The 17,010-nt window shown below is 48.7% G+C and carries 15 protein-coding genes; 8 read left to right on the top strand and 7 right to left on the bottom strand.

Features of this window, described 5'->3' with window-relative positions; all coding sequences use genetic code 11:
- Window positions 1-266: 266 nt before the first annotated feature.
- A complete protein-coding gene (locus FH974_RS19180; RefSeq protein ID WP_047884455.1) occupies window positions 267-1,760 on the top strand; it encodes an FAD-dependent oxidoreductase in 1,494 nt (497 codons plus the stop codon).
- Between the two features lie 83 nt (window positions 1,761-1,843).
- Here FH974_RS19180 and FH974_RS19175 read toward each other — a convergent pair whose 3' ends face one another.
- The 4 genes from FH974_RS19175 to FH974_RS19160 form a co-directional block, all read right to left on the bottom strand.
- A complete protein-coding gene (locus FH974_RS19175) occupies window positions 1,844-2,164 on the bottom strand; it encodes a cupin domain-containing protein (RefSeq protein WP_047884456.1) in 321 nt (106 codons plus the stop codon).
- Window positions 2,165-2,465: 301 nt separating this feature from the next.
- Window positions 2,466-3,137 (bottom strand): chromosome segregation ATPase, encoded by a 672-nt coding sequence (locus tag FH974_RS19170; RefSeq protein WP_242551964.1) that lies wholly within the window; start codon window positions 3,135-3,137, stop codon window positions 2,466-2,468.
- A 130-nt stretch (window positions 3,138-3,267) separates the two neighbouring features.
- Window positions 3,268-4,239: a PTS sugar transporter subunit IIC gene (locus tag FH974_RS19165; RefSeq protein ID WP_242551963.1), complete on the bottom strand. Its 972-nt coding sequence runs from the start codon at window positions 4,237-4,239 to the stop codon at window positions 3,268-3,270.
- Between the two features lie 375 nt (window positions 4,240-4,614).
- Window positions 4,615-5,430: a phosphotransferase family protein gene (locus FH974_RS19160; RefSeq protein WP_053061766.1), complete on the bottom strand. Its 816-nt coding sequence runs from the start codon at window positions 5,428-5,430 to the stop codon at window positions 4,615-4,617.
- A 268-nt stretch (window positions 5,431-5,698) separates the two neighbouring features.
- Here FH974_RS19160 and FH974_RS19155 point away from each other — a divergent pair, with 268 nt between their 5' ends.
- Window positions 5,699-6,706 carry a DNA ligase gene (locus FH974_RS19155; RefSeq protein ID WP_169776016.1) on the top strand — a complete coding sequence of 336 codons (1,008 nt, stop codon included), beginning with the start codon at window positions 5,699-5,701 and terminating at the stop codon, window positions 6,704-6,706.
- Between the two features lie 263 nt (window positions 6,707-6,969).
- On the opposite strand, the gene FH974_RS19150 is transcribed toward FH974_RS19155, so the two are convergent.
- Window positions 6,970-8,856, bottom strand: coding sequence for a methyl-accepting chemotaxis protein (locus FH974_RS19150; protein ID WP_047884459.1), 1,887 nt, complete (start codon window positions 8,854-8,856; stop codon window positions 6,970-6,972).
- A 161-nt stretch (window positions 8,857-9,017) separates the two neighbouring features.
- Here FH974_RS19150 and FH974_RS19145 point away from each other — a divergent pair, with 161 nt between their 5' ends.
- The 3 genes from FH974_RS19145 to FH974_RS19135 are packed head-to-tail and all read left to right on the top strand — an operon-like array spanning window position 9,018 to window position 11,393.
- The gene (locus FH974_RS19145; RefSeq protein ID WP_047884460.1) at window positions 9,018-9,383 is read left to right on the top strand and encodes a PepSY domain-containing protein; all 366 of its coding nucleotides are present in this window, start codon (window positions 9,018-9,020) and stop codon (window positions 9,381-9,383) included.
- The gene (locus FH974_RS19140; RefSeq protein WP_047884461.1) at window positions 9,380-10,039 is read left to right on the top strand and encodes a response regulator transcription factor; all 660 of its coding nucleotides are present in this window, start codon (window positions 9,380-9,382) and stop codon (window positions 10,037-10,039) included. The genes FH974_RS19145 and FH974_RS19140 overlap by 4 nt, the downstream gene beginning before the upstream one ends.
- Window positions 10,029-11,393: an ATP-binding protein gene (locus FH974_RS19135; protein ID WP_047884462.1), complete on the top strand. Its 1,365-nt coding sequence runs from the start codon at window positions 10,029-10,031 to the stop codon at window positions 11,391-11,393. The genes FH974_RS19140 and FH974_RS19135 overlap by 11 nt, the downstream gene beginning before the upstream one ends.
- A 177-nt stretch (window positions 11,394-11,570) precedes the next feature.
- Here FH974_RS19135 and FH974_RS19130 read toward each other — a convergent pair whose 3' ends face one another.
- Window positions 11,571-11,810 (bottom strand): hypothetical protein, encoded by a 240-nt coding sequence (locus FH974_RS19130; RefSeq protein WP_242551962.1) that lies wholly within the window; start codon window positions 11,808-11,810, stop codon window positions 11,571-11,573.
- A gap of 190 nt (window positions 11,811-12,000) precedes the next feature.
- Between FH974_RS19130 and FH974_RS19125 the strand changes: the two genes are divergently transcribed.
- The gene (locus tag FH974_RS19125) at window positions 12,001-13,650 is read left to right on the top strand and encodes an ABC-ATPase domain-containing protein (protein WP_047884464.1); all 1,650 of its coding nucleotides are present in this window, start codon (window positions 12,001-12,003) and stop codon (window positions 13,648-13,650) included.
- Window positions 13,651-13,826: 176 nt separating this feature from the next.
- Here FH974_RS19125 and FH974_RS19120 read toward each other — a convergent pair whose 3' ends face one another.
- Window positions 13,827-14,516: a VC0807 family protein gene (locus FH974_RS19120; RefSeq protein ID WP_047884465.1), complete on the bottom strand. Its 690-nt coding sequence runs from the start codon at window positions 14,514-14,516 to the stop codon at window positions 13,827-13,829.
- Window positions 14,517-14,770: 254 nt separating this feature from the next.
- Here FH974_RS19120 and FH974_RS19115 point away from each other — a divergent pair, with 254 nt between their 5' ends.
- Together FH974_RS19115 and FH974_RS19110 are read left to right on the top strand one after the other, a co-directional pair.
- On the top strand, window positions 14,771-16,333 hold the full coding sequence (locus FH974_RS19115; RefSeq protein WP_207104079.1) for a glutamate synthase-related protein: 1,563 nt from the start codon (window positions 14,771-14,773) through the stop codon (window positions 16,331-16,333).
- 131 nt (window positions 16,334-16,464) lie between these two features.
- Window positions 16,465-17,004, top strand: a complete 540-nt coding sequence (locus tag FH974_RS19110) for a hydrolase (RefSeq protein ID WP_047884467.1) — start codon at window positions 16,465-16,467, stop codon at window positions 17,002-17,004.
- Window positions 17,005-17,010 lie beyond the last annotated feature (6 nt).

The following is a 17,010-nucleotide window of genomic DNA, read 5'->3' as shown; positions in this document are numbered from 1 at the left end:
GCTTAGTTTACAGCCATCCTATGTGCACCCTATCACCCAAAAGCAAATACATGCTAACTGCGAACGTAAACCTCATCAATAACATAGGATAAATTTGACACAATATTGAACTTTTTTAATCAATAACACTCATTGTCTTTAATTTCTGACAGTGTCATGAGCGAGAATTCGAATGTCCCTAAAGTTTTTCGGTTTTCAATAACTCCCCTGCACAGTAGAATCGACCCAGTTTCAACAGATTATTTTTGAAAACGGCTTACTCATTTATGAAAGATCAAGGCTTCGCTGCAGATCCTCAACACAGCCCGCTGTCGGTAGGTATCATCGGTGGTGGTATTGCAGGTTCAACCATCGCACTACGTCTGGCCGAATTAGGTATTGAGGTAGAACTGTTTGAAGAAGGGAGCAGCCTGGTCAATGGGCCGCCAATCTGCCACTTGCACGCAGGGGGGAACCTCTATCGGGAGATTTCTGACGAGCAGTGTCTTACCCTGCTAAAACAGTCCATCGAGACACTCAAAGTATTTCCGCACACCACCAATATTCGCCCGACAGTGGTCGCTATACCGCAACATGATGCCGGTCAGCCAGACGCCCTGCAGCCACGTCTGACTCAGCTTCAGGCTGCTTACCGCCAGTTGGTTAATGAAGATGTCGGAAATCGTGTCCTGGGTAATCCCGAACATTACTTCAAGCTGTACGATCGTGCGGCTATGGAGCTACTACGCTGCCAGCCTAACCCTGTTACGCCAACACGGCTTGATGACTGGATGATTCCTGTTGCCAAACATCTGGAACTGGATAAGTTTAAATACCCGATGGTACTGGTACAGGAATATGGATGGAGTGTGTTCCGTCTGGCCGCCACAGCCAACCTAGCTTTGGATCGGTTACCAAGCTGCCAGGTACACACGCGTAGCCGCGTGGTAAAAGTGAATCAGGAAGCCAATTTACGTTGGAGCATCGAGTTTGAACAGTACGATTCTGCTTCGCAGCAGTCTCAACGTCTCAGCACGCAAGTGGATTATCTGGTCAATGCCTGCGGTTTCCAGACCGGTGTTATTGATGATTTGGCCAAACTGAAACGTCAGCGATTGGTGGAATTCAAAGCCGCCTATGTTACCCGTTGGCTGGAATGTGAAGGCGTTTGGCCGGAGGTCATTTTCCATGGTGAACGCGGCACTCCGGATGGCATGGCGCAGCTCACTCCTTATCCTGATGGATTTTTCCAGTTACATGGAATGACAGAAGACATCACCTTGTTCCGTGAAGGGCTGGTTGCCAGCACACCGGACAGTGCCCAACCAAAGCTGGCTGAACGCTTCATCCGTAAGCTGACTACCGGGTGGCAAACTGAAGATATTCACCTGCGCTCGCAGCGAGCTATCAGTCATATCGCCCGTTTTGTTCCGGCGTACGAGTCCGCGACGATTGGCGGTAAACCACTGTTCGGTGCTCAGCAAATTCCCGGTGATGATGCCACTCTGCGGGCTGCCGATATTTCTTTTGACGGGCACCGTTACGCTAGAACAGAAATTGTAAAAGCGTCTTCTGCACTATCCGCCGCTGACAGTATTTTGGAAAAGTTACAACGTGATGGTTTAATCACGCTGAAGTCCGGTTCAGAGAGTCAGAAAAACGCCTTCCCGGTGACATCGTCACTTTCTCATCATGAAGTGGAATCGAAGGCGATTGAGCTGGCTATAGAACGCGAATACCCGGAAGCACTGGCAAAAACATTGTCTTATCCGTTAGCTTGAGATTGTCTTCGCTCCTGAAAGATCTCAACTGTTGGCTTAAGTACAACAGTTAAAACACGCAGTGTCACTTCTCAGTGTGTGCATTAATCATGGTAAAAAATGGCAAGCCAGATGGTCTCTTCATCTGGCTTGGTCCATGAAACCTGATGGCGGACATGAGCGGGAATATTAACGTAATCCCCTTCATTCAGACTGATTTCCTTCATCCCTTCTTGAAACAGCAATCGGGCCTGTCCTTTAACCACCATAACCCATTCATGCTCATCCTGATCGTACCATTGATCTGTCGGTGTCGTATGGCCACGCGAAACAATCCGCTCAATCCTAACTTGGGACGTCGAAACCAAATCCTCCATCAATTCTTCGGGTAATGCGCCGGGAATGGCATGAAATACGTTCGGCATTTTTCGGGTTCCTTTGTTTAAAACCGATGAGTAATTTTTTCATTTCTGGTTTCTGGTTTCGGTATTGGCTTTTGAATTGGGGTTCAGGATTCCATTTCCGTGCTGCCTTTCATCAGTGCTTCTGGCTCTGGTACAAATAGACTTCAGGACCAGATCGACATACATGTCACTTGTTACTCGTAAAAACTATTCTGCTGCCACCTTAGGTTTAACAAAAAAAGACGAGGGATTTCCTCGTCTTTTTGGCGTTCTTCGTTAACTGGCTCGCAGCCTGCTCGTTGTGAGCAGAGGTTAAAGGCAATTAAGGTTTTGGGATCTCAATATCAATCTTCTGATTAAGCTCTGCCAATTCCTGCTCTAACGCAGTTTGCTGCGCCTGCGCATCATCGACAGCTTTTAGACGGGCTTCATATTTGTCACAATCGGCCTGAGATACCCAGTTCCAACTGGTGCCGGACTTAAATTCATCACAAGCCTTCTTGAACTCTTTCGCTTTACGCTTTGCCGTACTGACATCCACTTCCGCCTGAGCAACCTGCTTTTGCAATAAAAGCTGTTGCTGATAAAGCGCTTTAGAGTTATCCAAAACCTTTTTCTGTTTTTCAGCCGTTGATGCCAGTTCAACAACCTGATTTTCCAGTTTCTTCTTGGTTACCACCACCGTTTTTTTGATGGTTTGCTGTTGCTGCTTCAGCTGGGCGATTTCCTGCTCATATTTGCTTTTCTGCGCATCAAGCGCTTCTTCTTTTTGTCGCAGCAAGGTATTAATCGCTTCAAGCTCGAGTGCTTTATCCGTTTCAAACTGCTCAAATCGCGCCGTCATCGACTCTTGTTCACTTACCAACTGGGCATTTTTTTGCAACAGTTCATCATAAGCTTCCTGACTCGGACCCGGTTCACGCTGTAAAGCGGCAGTGGCTAAGATTCCGCCTAACACTAAACCAGCCACTAAAGATACTTTCCAAGATGTCATACTTTTATCCATGCTCTGTCGGTAACCAAGACCACCAGACAATAATTTTTTCTATGTTACCAGTATAGGTGAGCACGAATGTCAAAGTAATATCAAACATCCTGAAAAAACAGGGGAATAGTTCAATTGCTTACTTAGTGCCCGAAACATCCAGCGCTAGATCCCCCGGTTTAATCCACCCTTTCTTGCGCATCAGTTCTGAGAAACACAACGTCAGCACGGCAGGTAACACCAAATGCAGTAAGATAATGCTCAGGTAAATATCACTGCTTTGCCAGCCAGCGGCCTCAAGAGCAATATATGACTGAATCTGTCCGACCAAACCGGATGTCCCCATCCCCGCCCCGAGCGGTGTGTTTTCCATTGAGAACACCAGGGTCGAAATGGGCCCAAGGATAGCGGAGGTCAGAATAGTCGGATACCAGATTTTAGGGTTACGGATGATATTGGGCATTTGCAGCATCGAAGTCCCCAGTCCCTGGGCGACCAAACCCGACCAACGGTTTTCGCGAAAACTCATCACCGCAAAACCAATCATCTGCGCACAGCAACCAACGGTTGCCGCCCCTGCAGCCAGTCCGTTAAGGCTTAACATAATCGCAATCGCCGCACTGCTGATTGGCAGTGTTAATGCCATCCCCATCAATACCGCAACCACCATGCCCATCAATAGCGGCTGCAACTGAGTGGCTGACATAACCAAATCGCCTAACGAAGTCATGAGCGCACCGATGTAAGGGCCTATCCAGGCACCAACGGCCACACCACAAATCACTGTCACGGCCGGTGTGACCAGGATATCCACTTTGGTTTCACCTGCCACCAGCTTACCGGTTTCCGTCGCAACCAAAGCGGCAACAAACGCACCGACCGGCCCGCCAACTGCAGCACCTGCGGCTCCAACTGTCGTGACAGAGAACAGAACCAACGGCGGTGCTTTCAGGGCATAAGCCACAGCAACGGCAATGGCCGGCCCTGTCATTTGTTTTGCCAGCGGCCATAGGGTGTCCGTAAACAACGGAATACCGAACTTAATGCCAATAGTATTAAGAATCGAGCCAATCAGCAGAGACGAAAACAAACCCAACGCCATAAAGCTCATGGCATGAATCAAATAAGTATGCGCTGATAGTGAGATGTTTTTTCGTGCCAGAAAAGCACTTAAACGGGATGAGAATAGCTGCTGTTGTTGCATATTTTTATAATGTTGTATGAAAAATGTGGTGATTGAACAGAAAGATGGCGGATTTTATCTCACTCAAGGCTGGGTGCCAATGACGTCTGCCATCTTTATGTTGCTGCTTTTCTTATAAAATATGCACTCAATGTCATTCCTGGGTCATTATCAGGCATTTGGCATTCGCAAAGCACCTGCAAATAGCTCATTCCACCTGTCGTCTAGCACCTGGCATCTGGCATCTGGCATCTGGCATCTTCATATTTCGTACGTCCCTGGATCACAACACACGCTCCACTTTCACAGAACACTCAGGTTGCAGAGTTTATGGGAGTGCTGTAGCCAATCGGGTAAGACCTGGCGATACCAGTCGAGATATTTTCCGATAGCAGGATGCTTCCTTTGCTTTAGGATGTTGACGACTTCAACAATGAGCCAGGATTTTGCCAGTGCAATATGACGAATCAGTTCAGACCGTGATGGGACGGTGCCCGAGGAACAATGACGATGGGCTAAGTACATGTCTGCCATTGCTTCGTAGTTATCACGGCTTCCCATGCCGGGAATCATTGGTGCCAAATCTATGGCTGGATGCCCCACAGTAAATCGCTCCCAGTCGAACTGGCAGAGTTGCCCTGCCATGTTTCTGCCCCAATTTCCTTCATTGCTGTCACCGGACAAAAAGTGCAGCGGTTCAAACAAATAATCCGACTGACTTTGTAATTCCGCCATAATCCGTGCCGAGGGATGATCAAGTCTGAGAGCATCAAGTGCCTGTTCAGTGGCGGATAACGTCCAGGTGCAGGTATACATGGGTGGACGACTCATAATCCCTTTCACCTCATGTAACGCTGCAAGGTGAGCCAATGCCTGTATGAGTGATGCTTCCGTTAATTGCACTTTAGTGGGTAGATATTCAATTACTAACCGGCGGGTACTGACATCACATGCCAGTAAGTTCGGTGTTTGCACGCCGAGAGGCTGCAACTCAGGTGCAACATCGCGGTAAAAGATCATTTCCAGCAGTGAGGCGTCTGTCTTTTGAATCGCCCAATTCCCCTGCCAATGAATTTTCTTAACACTTGATGCCCCCATTTGTGCCAATTCTTCAGCCATTGACTCAACTCTCCCTGTTGCCGGACTTCAGTCGCCTGTAAATTGATTTAAGTAATCAGTTTATTAACTTAAGCGGCTCTGCACAGGCAACTTTCTCACCGCTTTTGAGCCGTCAGTCTACCCGCAATTTCAGTGTAAATGCTCCATCCATTGCATAACTGGTGATAGGTCTCCCGAAATTACGTGTATCAGGCGGCCAGAACCTGTCTTCATCACATACCACAGGTATTAGGGTAAAGATCCCGTTTCCATGAACGCAGGTAACATTATGAGCCAACCCGTGATTCAGCCTTCTCGCCTTTCCATGCTGGCCGCACTGATCGGCCTAAGTATCAGCCCTTTCGGGGTTTGTGTTTCATCCCAATCTTTGCAACTCAATCCAGATTCAGTTGCTCCAGAGCCTTTACAATCCCCACTTACTGTCATGCGATCAAGCCCTGTCAGCCTTGAAACACTGCATGCAATTATCACTGCCCAAAATGCAGTACCTCATCCTATCGCTAGTGATAGCTCTGGCACCGTTACCGAGGGATCCTTGTCACTCAATGATTATTTTGTAAGTGAAAAGCTGGATGGCATTCGTGCGATTTGGGATGGCGTTCAGCTGAAAACGCGGCAGGGAAACCCTATTTATGCCCCTGACTGGTTCACCCGTTCGTTACCCCGACAGACCATCATTGAAGGTGAATTATGGATTGGTCGTGGCCAATTTCAGACACTGGCAACCATTATCAGGGATAAAGTTCCTAATGCTCAGCAATGGCAGGCTGTCAACTTTATGCTGTTTGATGCACCTTCTGTCGCAGGCCCCTTCAAAACCCGTTTAGCGGCGCTTTCTAGTTTATCGCAGCACATTGATGAACCCTTTATTCGTGTCATTGAGCAACGCAGGCTTGAACGCTATGTGCAACTTGAAACGCTGTTAAAGCGTATTGATACCAACGGCGGTGAAGGGGTCATGCTTCATCACAAAAACAACGCCTATCAGAATGGTATCAGTAACGGACTTATCAAGCTAAAGACGCACCAAGACAGCGAAGCCATTATTGTGGGATACGAGCCGGGTAAAGGAAAATACGCGGGAAAGATGGGAGCAATCTGGGTACAAACCTCAGACAATATCCGATTCAAAATTGGAAGTGGATTCTCTGACCTTGAACGTGCTAACCCACCGCCCATAGGCAGTACTGTTCAATTCAGATTTAACGGCTATACCGACCGAGGCATCCCACGCTTTGCCCGTTTTATTCGTCTTCGTGAAAGTCCGGACATTTAACTCAGCCTGGTCGTTAATGCGCAGATTTTTAAACCACAATTTTTTAACCATAGTTTTTTAACCACCGTTTTTTAACCACACCTAAAACCCTGTATTAATAGTCTCTCATCTATAGCGCAGGAGATACGCGGGGTTCAAGGTAATAAACACCGATCAAACTGAAAAATAAACGCGCCAAAAATAAAAACGCCCTGCATGAATGACTCCATACAGGGCGTTTTCTGATGTATTAAACAGATACTCGAATTACAGCTTGACTCGAACTACAGTTTGTAGCGTCTTACCTCAAGCTCAAGCTGGTCTGCCAGGGCTTTCAGGTTCTCAGCCTGTTTCGCGGCTTCCAGCGCTTCCTGAGCCATTTGGTTAGCCACTTCCTGCACGCCTTCTGTATTTCGGCTGATTTCAGCCGTCACACTTGACTGCTCTTCGGCAGCAGACGCAATTTGTGTCGCCATATCACTTATCAGGTTTATTTCACGCGTGATGCTGCTGATGCTGACACCTGCGGCATCCACATCCTGTACGCTGGTTTCTGCCAACTGATGGCTGTCACTCATAACAGTAACCGCCTGACGAGTGGTTGACTGCAAGGTCTCAATCATCGACTGGATTTCTTCCGTTGAGGTATGAGTACGCTGGGATAATACGCGCACTTCGTCAGCCACAACCGCAAAACCACGACCTTGCTCACCGGCACGAGCAGCTTCAATGGCCGCATTCAAAGCCAGTAGATTTGTTTGCTCAGCAATAGCACGGATAGTCGACAGAATCGTGCTGATCTTCTGGGCATGCTCATTCAGCACTTCAATAATGCCAACGGCGCTGTTTACTTCGCTAGCCAGATTACCAATAGAGGACTGACTTTGGCTGACCTGCTGATGGCCTTCCCCCGCCAGGGTCACTGCCTGTTCAGCCGTCTTTGCGGTGTGCTCAGCATTGCCGGCAATTTCCTGCGTTGCACTGGCCATTTCCGTCACTGCCGTCGCCACCATGGTGATTTCATCCTGCTGCTGACGGATATTTTCGCTGCGTTGTGTCGCCGCTGCGGCCGCTTCTGCCGCATTTCGGTTCAGCTCACTGGTAATATCGCGCAGCTGACAAGCCATCACATGCTGACGTGCCACAAACTGATTAAAGTTTGATGCCAGCTTGCCCACTTCATCCTCGCTGTTGACATCAATGCGTACCGTCAGATCCCCTTCACCGTTGGCAATATCTGCCAGTGCCATCGACACATTGTTCAGCTCGCGTAACTGACGGGTCAGCATCCAGCTGACAACACCACCTACACCCAGCATCACAATCAAACCAATGATAATTTCATCAATCAGCATTTGCTGCAGCGGCGCTTCCAGTACTGCTTTATCCATGACCAAAACCAGAGCCCAGCCAGAGGCCTCAACCGTGTTCACCGCAACGGCTCGCTCTCGGCCATCAAAGTTACTGAAGAAGAAACCACCTTCTCGCATCGCATTTTGAAGTATGCCTGCAGACAAACCCAGCTCAGACAACGGCTTTAGCTGCAACTGACCGTTCGGGTGTGCCACTACAATCTGATTATTCAGATCTAACAGCATGGCATAACCGTCGCCCGGTACCGGAATATTCAGGACATCCTGTGTCAGCTTACCCAATGCCAGGTTTGCCCCGACAACCCCTTGCATCTGACCAAGCTTATTGACTGGCTCAGCCAGCGTCACGACCAGTGTCTGCATTGTGTGGCTGATATAAGGTGCAGTGATGATGGCTTTGCCCGCAGACTGCGCCTGCTTATACCAACCGCGCGTACGAGGGTCATAACCCGCCGTGTTCAGGCTCGGATCATGACGGAACATTTGCCCCTCACGACTGCCGTAGTAGCTTAGCCCGAATTCACCGGAGTCCAGCGACTGCTTCAAGTGGGCAACAACATCCGGATTGTCCTGTCGTTCCAGAACTTTAACCACAGCTGAAACTGCAGCTTGCTTCCCATAAAGCCAATCATCAATCCCCTTGGTCACCGCTATAGCCGTATGTTTACTTTCACTTTTGATCGACTGCCAGACCTGATCTTTTGCCGACAGGTACGAAAAGCTTCCAAGGGCGACAGCCGTAATAGAAATGGCGGCAAAGCTCGACAGCAAAAGCTTTGCTTTTAATGATAACTGCATCGCATCCCTTAATTGTTTGTAAATTGTTAATAAAAAAGAGGTTTTAAGTGTGACCACTATATTATATGCGACTTGTGAATAGTACTTTTTTAATCAAAACCCACTAAATTTCATGATGATATTCATTCCAGATTCATCAAGGTTTCGTTACACTCAAACTCATGAATAGTAAACGCCTTTTATTACACTCACTGATTCTGGCTGCATCACTTTCTGTCATCAGTCCGGCCGCGTTCAGTGTCGATGATGTCCCGCTGGAAGTTGATGAACGCCAAACGGATGTCATGCTTGCCGTTGAGCAGGGCTTAATTCGTCCTTATTCCGAGCTTCAGGCCAAAGTAAAACATCAGCTCAATGGCAGAATCATCAAAGTAGAGCTGGAAGAAGACGACGGTGTCTGGGTTTATGAGCTCAAGCTACTCGATCCGAAAAATAATGTCGTTAAAGTCGAGTACGAAGCCAAAACCCTCACCCTAACCGAAATAAAAGGCCGTGGTTTAGAACACATTATCAAGGATTCCGAATGAAAGTACTGGTGGTAGAAGACGAACTAGCCCTTGGGGATCAAATTGTCGCCGGACTTGAACAAAGTGGCTGGGTTGCGGAATTATCCAGTGACGGGATTGACGCGTTATACCGTGCCACATCAGAGCCATGGGATGCCATAGTGCTCGATTTGGGGTTGCCAAAACTGGACGGTCTGACCGTGTTAAAAGGCATTCGTGAAGAACACGTCTCCTGTCCAGTGATTATTCTGAGTGCCCGTAACGAGTTGACCCAGCGAGTGGAAGGGCTAAATGCCGGGGCCGATGATTATCTGACCAAGCCCTTTCAAATGGTTGAACTTATCGCCCGTTTACGTGCTCAGCTCCGACGTTCAACCGGCAATGCCTCACCGGTGATTCAGGTGGGTGGTTTAAGCCTCGATACACGTAGTTCCAAAGTCACTCACAATGGTGAAGATATTTCACTGACTGCCCTCGAATTTAAAGTGCTGTCGTATATGATGCACAACGCTGACAAAGTGATTTCCCGTACCGAGCTGGTTGAACATATCTACAAACAGGATTTCGACCGAGACTCCAATACCATTGAAGTTTTTATCGGGCGTATCCGACGTAAGATTGGCGGCGATGTGATCAAAACCGTTCGGGGCCTCGGATACCGAATCAATGCAGATTAATCCTGCATCCAGCCCTCTGCCGAGTCTACGCAGCCGACTGCTGCTGGCAGCGGCGGTATGGCTGTTGGGTATTACTGCTGCGGCAAGTTATGTGGTGCCGACTTTCATCAAAAGCTATCTCGTCGACCAAGAGAAAGAGCAACTCTATCTCTACATGGATGAACTGACAGCGATGGTGGATGTCGACAGCACCCGTAATGTCATTGCGCCCAAACGGCTTTCTAATCCTCGTTTTCAGCAGCCTTACAGTGGCCTTTACTGGAGCCTGAGCATCAACGGGCTCGAATTACGATCACGCTCGCTATGGGATACCCGTATTCAAGGTGACGAAGAAAATGGCTACACCGGCCCTAATCAGCAGTCTTTGCTGGTCGTAAAACGTCAGTTCTTCTTGCCTGAAAAAGAGGAGCCGGTAGATGTAGTCATTGCCGCGAACCAGGAACCGTTACTTCACACCCTGAAACAGCTGACTAACGGGCTGTGGATGATTCTGACGGTGATGGTCATCGGGATTCTGATCTTGATCTGGTTTCAGGTCAGCTGGTCGCTGCTGCCACTGCGTCGTCTGCAGCAGAAGCTCAAACAAGTTCGTGATGGTGAAGCTTCAGAGCTCAGCGGTCGATACCCGGCGGAAATCCACCCGGTTGTTGATGATTTGAATGCCCTGCTCTTCCACTATCAGGAAGTGCTGGAACGCGCCAGAAACCATGCCGGCAATTTGTCTCATGCCCTGAAAACCCCTATAGCCGTGCTTCACAATGAAGTCGGAAAGCTGCCGCCAGAAGAAAAAGATCGTTTGCAGCCAACACTGGCCCAACTTCAGCAACACATTGATTACCATCTGGGCCGTGCCCGTATGGCAGGTGCAGCCAATATTCTCGCAGCCAAAACCGCTCCGTCTGTGCGAGTGGATGCCATTTCAATGGCGATGGATAAAGTGTATGTAGAAAGAGATCTTATCCTGGTTAATGAGCTGGACAGTGATTTAATGGTAGCGGTCGAGAAACGGGATTTGGATGAAATTCTGGGTAACCTGATCGAAAACAGCTACAAATGGGCAACCAGCCTGATTCGCGTTCACCAGTTGCCTCCGACCCCAGGCACAAAAACGACTGAGAGCGACAGAGACACGGTGACCATCGTTATTGACGATGATGGGCCCGGTATTGATGCGCAAGCCTGTCAGGACGCCATGAAGCGCGGAGTGAGGCTGGATGAAACCACACCGGGTACCGGACTGGGGCTCAGTATTGTTGCAGAACTGACCCATACTTATCGGGGTCGCCTCGGGCTGGAGAAAAGCCCGCTAGGCGGATTACGGGCAACGGTTCAGTTGCCGAAACCACGTAACTAGTTGCACATAAGTGGCGACAAGTAACTCGCAACTCATCTAATGACCTGATAAAACTTACCTGATGTAACCAGGCGCAACAGTTCCGGTGGTTATCACCCTGAACGATGATCACCGGAAGCTAATGCGACAAGAACGGCAACAAGCCTGTTTCATCTCACTTGTACCGATGAAGCAGGCTTACATCGGCCACAGGGTCAAATTCAGAATCCGAATCACGATACCCAACATCAGTACGCCGATACCCAGGCGATACCATTTGTACTCACTGACCGTCATCCCAATGCGCTTATAAAACATTTTCACAATCCCGCCCCAGTCACTGGTACGGCGGCCATATTGCACAATGCCGGTCATTAACATGCCAATACCTGTCAGAACAAACAGGTATTCAGCTACACTCATCGCTACAGGTAACATGACCATACTCCTTTGATAATGTCTGTTTCATTAAATGACACCATCAAAAGGGCTTCAATTAGACGATGGTAGGACACCTGAGTGCCAGTTTTAAAGAATAAGCACTGAAAACCTAAAGATTATATGCGTCTCAAAAAGGTTTGGTGTAGAATCCTGCCCCCGGAATTTAAAACGAAGGTATCGAGTCGACATGCAATTACTCGAAGCAAAACTACATAAAATTGACCGTCACAATTACCGCAGCTACTCCAGCCTACGCGGAGAATACCATTTCGTTGACTTCGATTTCTTCATCGATATTACTCAGGCAGATCCCTATGCCCCGGCTTCACGAGTTCGCGCTCGCCGCAAATGGTCGCTGACCGATCTGGAATGGCTCAAAGAACAGTCTCCTGATTACCAACGGGCTGCCCGTGATTTCATTGCCCGTCAGTTTGCAGAACTGGCCCAACAGATCAACGAAATTCAGATTGATCGCCCGGGACAGTGCATTATTGACCGCACAGCCGTTGTCTTTGACGATGATGCACTTGAACTGCGTTTTCGCGTTGATCTGCCATCTGACGGTCGCACCATTATTGCAAAGAAAACCCTCAATCTGCTGACGTTTACACTACCGAAAATTATCCGTCGCGCCACCATTGCCCGAGAACTGCCAATGGAAGCGCTGAAACGTCATTGTGAAACCGTTGAAGATCAGGTTGCGCTGCGTAAACAGCTTTCTGATAAAGGGCTGATGGCTTTCGTTGCTGATGACAGCATTCTGCCGCGTCTGGCCGGTAACAGTGAACTGCCGATGCCTGATGCTATTCCGTTTGTCAGCCCGGAAAGTCTGGCGGTAGAGCTGGTTGCCCCTCACCGTGGTAAAATTCGGGGCATGGGTGTGCCAAAAGGCATTACCATGATTGTTGGTGGCGGTTTTCACGGTAAATCAACGCTGCTGAACGCGATTGAGAGCTCAGTGTACGACCATATTCCTGGTGATGGCCGCGAATATATTGTCACGGATGAATCGGCTACGAAGATCCGCGCAGAAGACGGCCGTTGTGTGCATCAGGTTGACCTAACCCCATACATCAGTAATCTGCCTATGGGTAAAGATACCAGCATGTTCTCGACCCAGAATGCTTCCGGCTCAACGTCTCAGGCGGCCTGGCTGCAGGAATCCATTGAATCGGGTGCCAATGCCCTGCTGATCGATGAAGATACTTCTGCGTCGAACTTCATGATTCGTGACGAGCGCATGCAAGCCCTGATTGCGAAAAATGATGAACCGATTACTCCACTGGTCGATCGCATTTCTCTGCTGCGTGATCAGCTAGGTATTTCTGTTCTGCTGGTTATGGGCGGTTCGGGCGACTACCTGGACGTTGCCGATACCGTGATTCAGATGCACAACTATCAAGCTCTGGATGTCACAGAAAAAGCCAAAGCCGTGATTGCCGAGCATCCTACCCGTCGTCAACTTGAAGGCAGCAGCGAGATCACACGCCCGCGTACCCGTCAGCTGAATCGTGTGGCGATGAAAGCCCTGCTTGAAGATGGTAAGTTCCGTATTCAGGTGAAAGACAAATCGTCCCTGCGCTTTGGCCGCGAGTACGTTGATTTGCAGGCACTTGAGCAAGTCGCAGATTCCAGCCAGTTGCATGCGGTTGGCTGGCTGTGGTTCCAGATTGCACAAAACAAAGGCTGGGAGAAAAACCCGAGCAAAGCGTTTGAAACCATGCTGGCAGACGACAACTGGTTCCGTACAATGCCTAACTACGGTGATATTGCTAAACCTCGCGTAATTGAGGTTATGGCAGTGCTTAACCGGATGCGTAAAGCGGAATTTAAGTAAGCCACATCTCCTGGTTAGGGAATTGATGATTCCTCAGCCAAAAAAAAAGCCCGCAAATGCGGGCTTTTTGTTGTCTTATCGATAGCGCTTTGCAAAAAATGCTCAATGTATTGGCTGAGCTCTGTCTCTATACCACTACATTTACATCACTGCTGTGTGTCCTGTTCCGCTTGAGCTTACTTCTCGGTTTTAAGGATTTGAGCGGTTTCCAGCTGTGTCATCTGACGAATTTGACGCCACATGTAGTAGAAAATACCCATCATCATCACCATCGAAGGAATCGCAATCATTGGGTAGCTGACCAACGTCAAACGCCCCAATTCTTCATTGAACGCCTGAGATCCTGACGGGCTGGTTACAATCACTTTCGCCAACACATAGTTCATCACTGATGAAAATACGAACGTGCCGGCAAACAGATAATTGGCAAAAACCAGGCTACGGTCAAAATCAGCTTTCTTATTGAATTCTTGTAACTTTTCGTTAATCAACGCCATATTCAGTACAGTGTCATTGATCAGCATTTTGCTAACCACCGGATACTTAGTGAACGTTGAGATAAAGACCCCAAGACCAATCAGACCAGGAATCAGTGCTTCTTTGACTGCCAGCCATTTAGCATCCAACTCCAGCAAGCCAATTCCGCCGGTCATTAGCACACTCACAAAACCAAGCAGAGAAATGAAATTGAATTTCTTGTATTTAATCAATTCGTAGCCACCGAACAACACCGGGAAGGCAAGCGCAACCAGCAGCGCACCAACTGACCCCAGGTATTCATCACCACTCAGTTTCATCAGTACCACTGAAGGCACAATAACATTGAAAATCAAATCATTAAGAGGACTTGCTTTTTTCTCAGCCATAATCTTTTACAGTATTTTTCCAAAAATAAACGGTCGCATTGTTTCGTGAAATGATGTTCCTGTAAAGCCTCAGGGCGTTACAAAGCATTAAAAGGCGGCGGTAAAACATGCAATCTCAGTGAAAAATATAGCAAAGCAGCCCTGCTCTGCCTGCGAATGCGACAGCAAACCTCGTTTTCCTCTTCCATACTTTACAGCTGTATAAATCTGAAATTGACGTGCTTTTCTGATTGCGTACCGGGAAGGAGATCCTTATGTCTAAGCCTGTGATTGCCAATAACCGTCCAGTGAAAGTACAGCTGGAAAAAGGGAAAGAATATCACTTCTGTGTTTGCGGACGTTCGGCAAACCAACCGTTTTGCGATGGTTCCCATAAGGGCACAGGTCTGACACCACTGGCTTTTAAGGCAGAGAAAGACGGCGAAGAGTACCTTTGTGCCTGTAAGCACACCGGTCACGCCCCATTCTGCGACGGCACCCATCAACGTTTTAATGCCGAAGACGTGGGTAAAGAGGGTCCGGGCAGAGAAAACCTCAGCACCTCGGCATCAGCAGGCGAAGACATGCCCGTTGCCCAGCCAACCAAAGAAGAACCCACCGTCGCCTTTATTCATCAACTGGCGAGAGAGGGACTGAGTAAAATGGGACACCACGGACCGATTACCGCGATGGGAGTCCCCCGTTATGACTTACCCGATTGGAATGATATTCAGATCATGACAGCACAACTTGCGACCAAACCTTTGCAGGAAGAAGCCAAGGTGGGGACTGAGCTTGTGATCGGCCCTAAAGCCAAAAAGCCGCTGGTACTGGATATTCCCATACTGGTGTCAGACATGAGCTTCGGCGCGTTGTCAGAAGAAGCCAAAATTTCCCTGGCAATGGGGGCTGAGCTGGCCGGTACCGGTATCTGCTCGGGGGAAGGCGGTATGCTGGCAGAAGAACAACAAGCCAACTCCCGTTATTTTTACGAATTAGCCAGCGCGAAATTCGGCTACCACGAAGGTTTACTGAAAAAGGTACAAGCATTTCATTTTAAAGGAGGCCAAGGGGCCAAAACCGGCACGGGTGGCCATCTGCCGGCAGCGAAGAATGTCGGCAAAATTGCGAAAACCCGTTGCCTCGAAGAAGGAACAGACGCCATTTCCCCACCGACATTCAGAGACTTGAGAACACCGCGGGACTTTGCAGCCTTTGCGGACAATGTCAGGGTAATTACCGGGGGTATCCCAATTGGCTTCAAACTCAGTGCGAACCATATTGAGCGTGACATCGGTTTTGCATTGGAGGCTGGTGCTGACTATATCATTCTGGATGGGCGCGGTGGCGGTACCGGTGCCGCGCCTCAGCTGTTCAGAGACCACATCAGCGTACCGACCATTCCGGCACTTGCCAGAGCACGTTATTTCCTCGACAAACAAGGTGCAAGTGACAGCGTCACCCTGATTATCACCGGCGGATTGAGAACCCCGGCTGATTTCATCAAAGCCCTGGCGCTGGGAGCTGATGGTATCGCCATCGCCAACAGTGCGATGCAATCCATCGGGTGCGTGGCTGCACGCATCTGCAACACTAACAATTGCCCGGCCGGTATTGCGACTCAGAAAGCGGATCTGCGGCAAAAGCTCAATCCAGACAAAGCCTCCCGCCAGCTTGCCAATTTTCTGACAGCCTCAGTGGAGCTGATGCAAGTCATGGCACGCGCCTGCGGCCACCATCACCTGAATCAATTCAATAAAGAAGACCTGGCGACCTGGCATCACGACATGGCAAGGCTGGCTGGCATTGAATATGCCGGTTTCAAATTAAGGGATTAACACACTGATATAAAACATATTAAGTGCGCCTGATATCTCGAAGTATCGATTTTTGTATTATGATTATCAGTGACCAATAACGAAAACAGATGTTACTGAGACTCTTACCCTAATACTGAAAGGATACAACCATGCTTACTGTAAACGATACAGCTCTGGTCATTGTCGATGTCCAGGGGAAGCTCGCGCAAATCATGGACAACAAGGATGCGTTATTTCATAGCCTGGAAACCATGGTGAAAGGCGCCAAAATTCTGGAATTACCGATCATCTGGGTTGAACAGCTGCCGGATAAACTAGGGCCAACCATTCCTCAGATTTCGGATCATCTGCACGAGCTGCAACCTATCGCGAAAAACAGCTTCAGTTGCTATCGTGACGAACAGTTTGTTAAAGCCCTTAAAGACACAGGCTGTAAAAATGTTCTGGTGATGGGTATTGAAGCGCACATTTGCGTTTATCAGACAGTGCGCCAGTTACTTGATGCCGGTTACCACGTTGAAATCGTGCGCGACGCAGTTTCGTCCCGAAACGGTGAAAACCGCAAGCTTGCCCTGACCAAATTACAGCAGGCTGGTGCTGTTCTCACCTGTACCGAAATGGTTCTCTTCGAGCTGCAAGAAGTCGCCCAAGGAGAGCGATTCAAACAGATTCTGAACATCATCAAGTAGTCCCTG

The organism is Photobacterium ganghwense, assembly GCF_017329545.1.
In the GTDB taxonomy this organism is placed as follows: Bacteria; Pseudomonadota; Gammaproteobacteria; order Enterobacterales; family Vibrionaceae; genus Photobacterium; species Photobacterium ganghwense.
The sequence above is the reverse complement of the archived record's forward strand: the minus strand, read 5'-3'. Positions and strand labels throughout refer to the sequence as shown.

What these genes read in the sequence shown, in the direction of transcription:
- FH974_RS19180 (WP_047884455.1), top strand. Translation starts at nt 267, where the DNA reads ATGAAAGATCAAGGCTTCGCTGCAGATCCTCAACACAGCCCGCTGTCG.
- FH974_RS19175 (WP_047884456.1), bottom strand. Translation starts at nt 2,164, where the DNA reads ATGCCGAACGTATTTCATGCCATTCCCGGCGCATTACCCGAAGAATTG.
- FH974_RS19170 (WP_242551964.1), bottom strand. Translation starts at nt 3,137, where the DNA reads ATGACATCTTGGAAAGTATCTTTAGTGGCTGGTTTAGTGTTAGGCGGA.
- FH974_RS19165 (WP_242551963.1), bottom strand. Translation starts at nt 4,239, where the DNA reads ATGAGCTTTATGGCGTTGGGTTTGTTTTCGTCTCTGCTGATTGGCTCG.
- FH974_RS19160 (WP_053061766.1), bottom strand. Translation starts at nt 5,430, where the DNA reads ATGGCTGAAGAATTGGCACAAATGGGGGCATCAAGTGTTAAGAAAATT.
- FH974_RS19155 (WP_169776016.1), top strand. Translation starts at nt 5,699, where the DNA reads ATGAGCCAACCCGTGATTCAGCCTTCTCGCCTTTCCATGCTGGCCGCA.
- FH974_RS19150 (WP_047884459.1), bottom strand. Translation starts at nt 8,856, where the DNA reads ATGCAGTTATCATTAAAAGCAAAGCTTTTGCTGTCGAGCTTTGCCGCC.
- FH974_RS19145 (WP_047884460.1), top strand. Translation starts at nt 9,018, where the DNA reads ATGAATAGTAAACGCCTTTTATTACACTCACTGATTCTGGCTGCATCA.
- FH974_RS19140 (WP_047884461.1), top strand. Translation starts at nt 9,380, where the DNA reads ATGAAAGTACTGGTGGTAGAAGACGAACTAGCCCTTGGGGATCAAATT.
- FH974_RS19135 (WP_047884462.1), top strand. Translation starts at nt 10,029, where the DNA reads ATGCAGATTAATCCTGCATCCAGCCCTCTGCCGAGTCTACGCAGCCGA.
- FH974_RS19130 (WP_242551962.1), bottom strand. Translation starts at nt 11,810, where the DNA reads ATGTTACCTGTAGCGATGAGTGTAGCTGAATACCTGTTTGTTCTGACA.
- FH974_RS19125 (WP_047884464.1), top strand. Translation starts at nt 12,001, where the DNA reads ATGCAATTACTCGAAGCAAAACTACATAAAATTGACCGTCACAATTAC.
- FH974_RS19120 (WP_047884465.1), bottom strand. Translation starts at nt 14,516, where the DNA reads ATGGCTGAGAAAAAAGCAAGTCCTCTTAATGATTTGATTTTCAATGTT.
- FH974_RS19115 (WP_207104079.1), top strand. Translation starts at nt 14,771, where the DNA reads ATGTCTAAGCCTGTGATTGCCAATAACCGTCCAGTGAAAGTACAGCTG.
- FH974_RS19110 (WP_047884467.1), top strand. Translation starts at nt 16,465, where the DNA reads ATGCTTACTGTAAACGATACAGCTCTGGTCATTGTCGATGTCCAGGGG.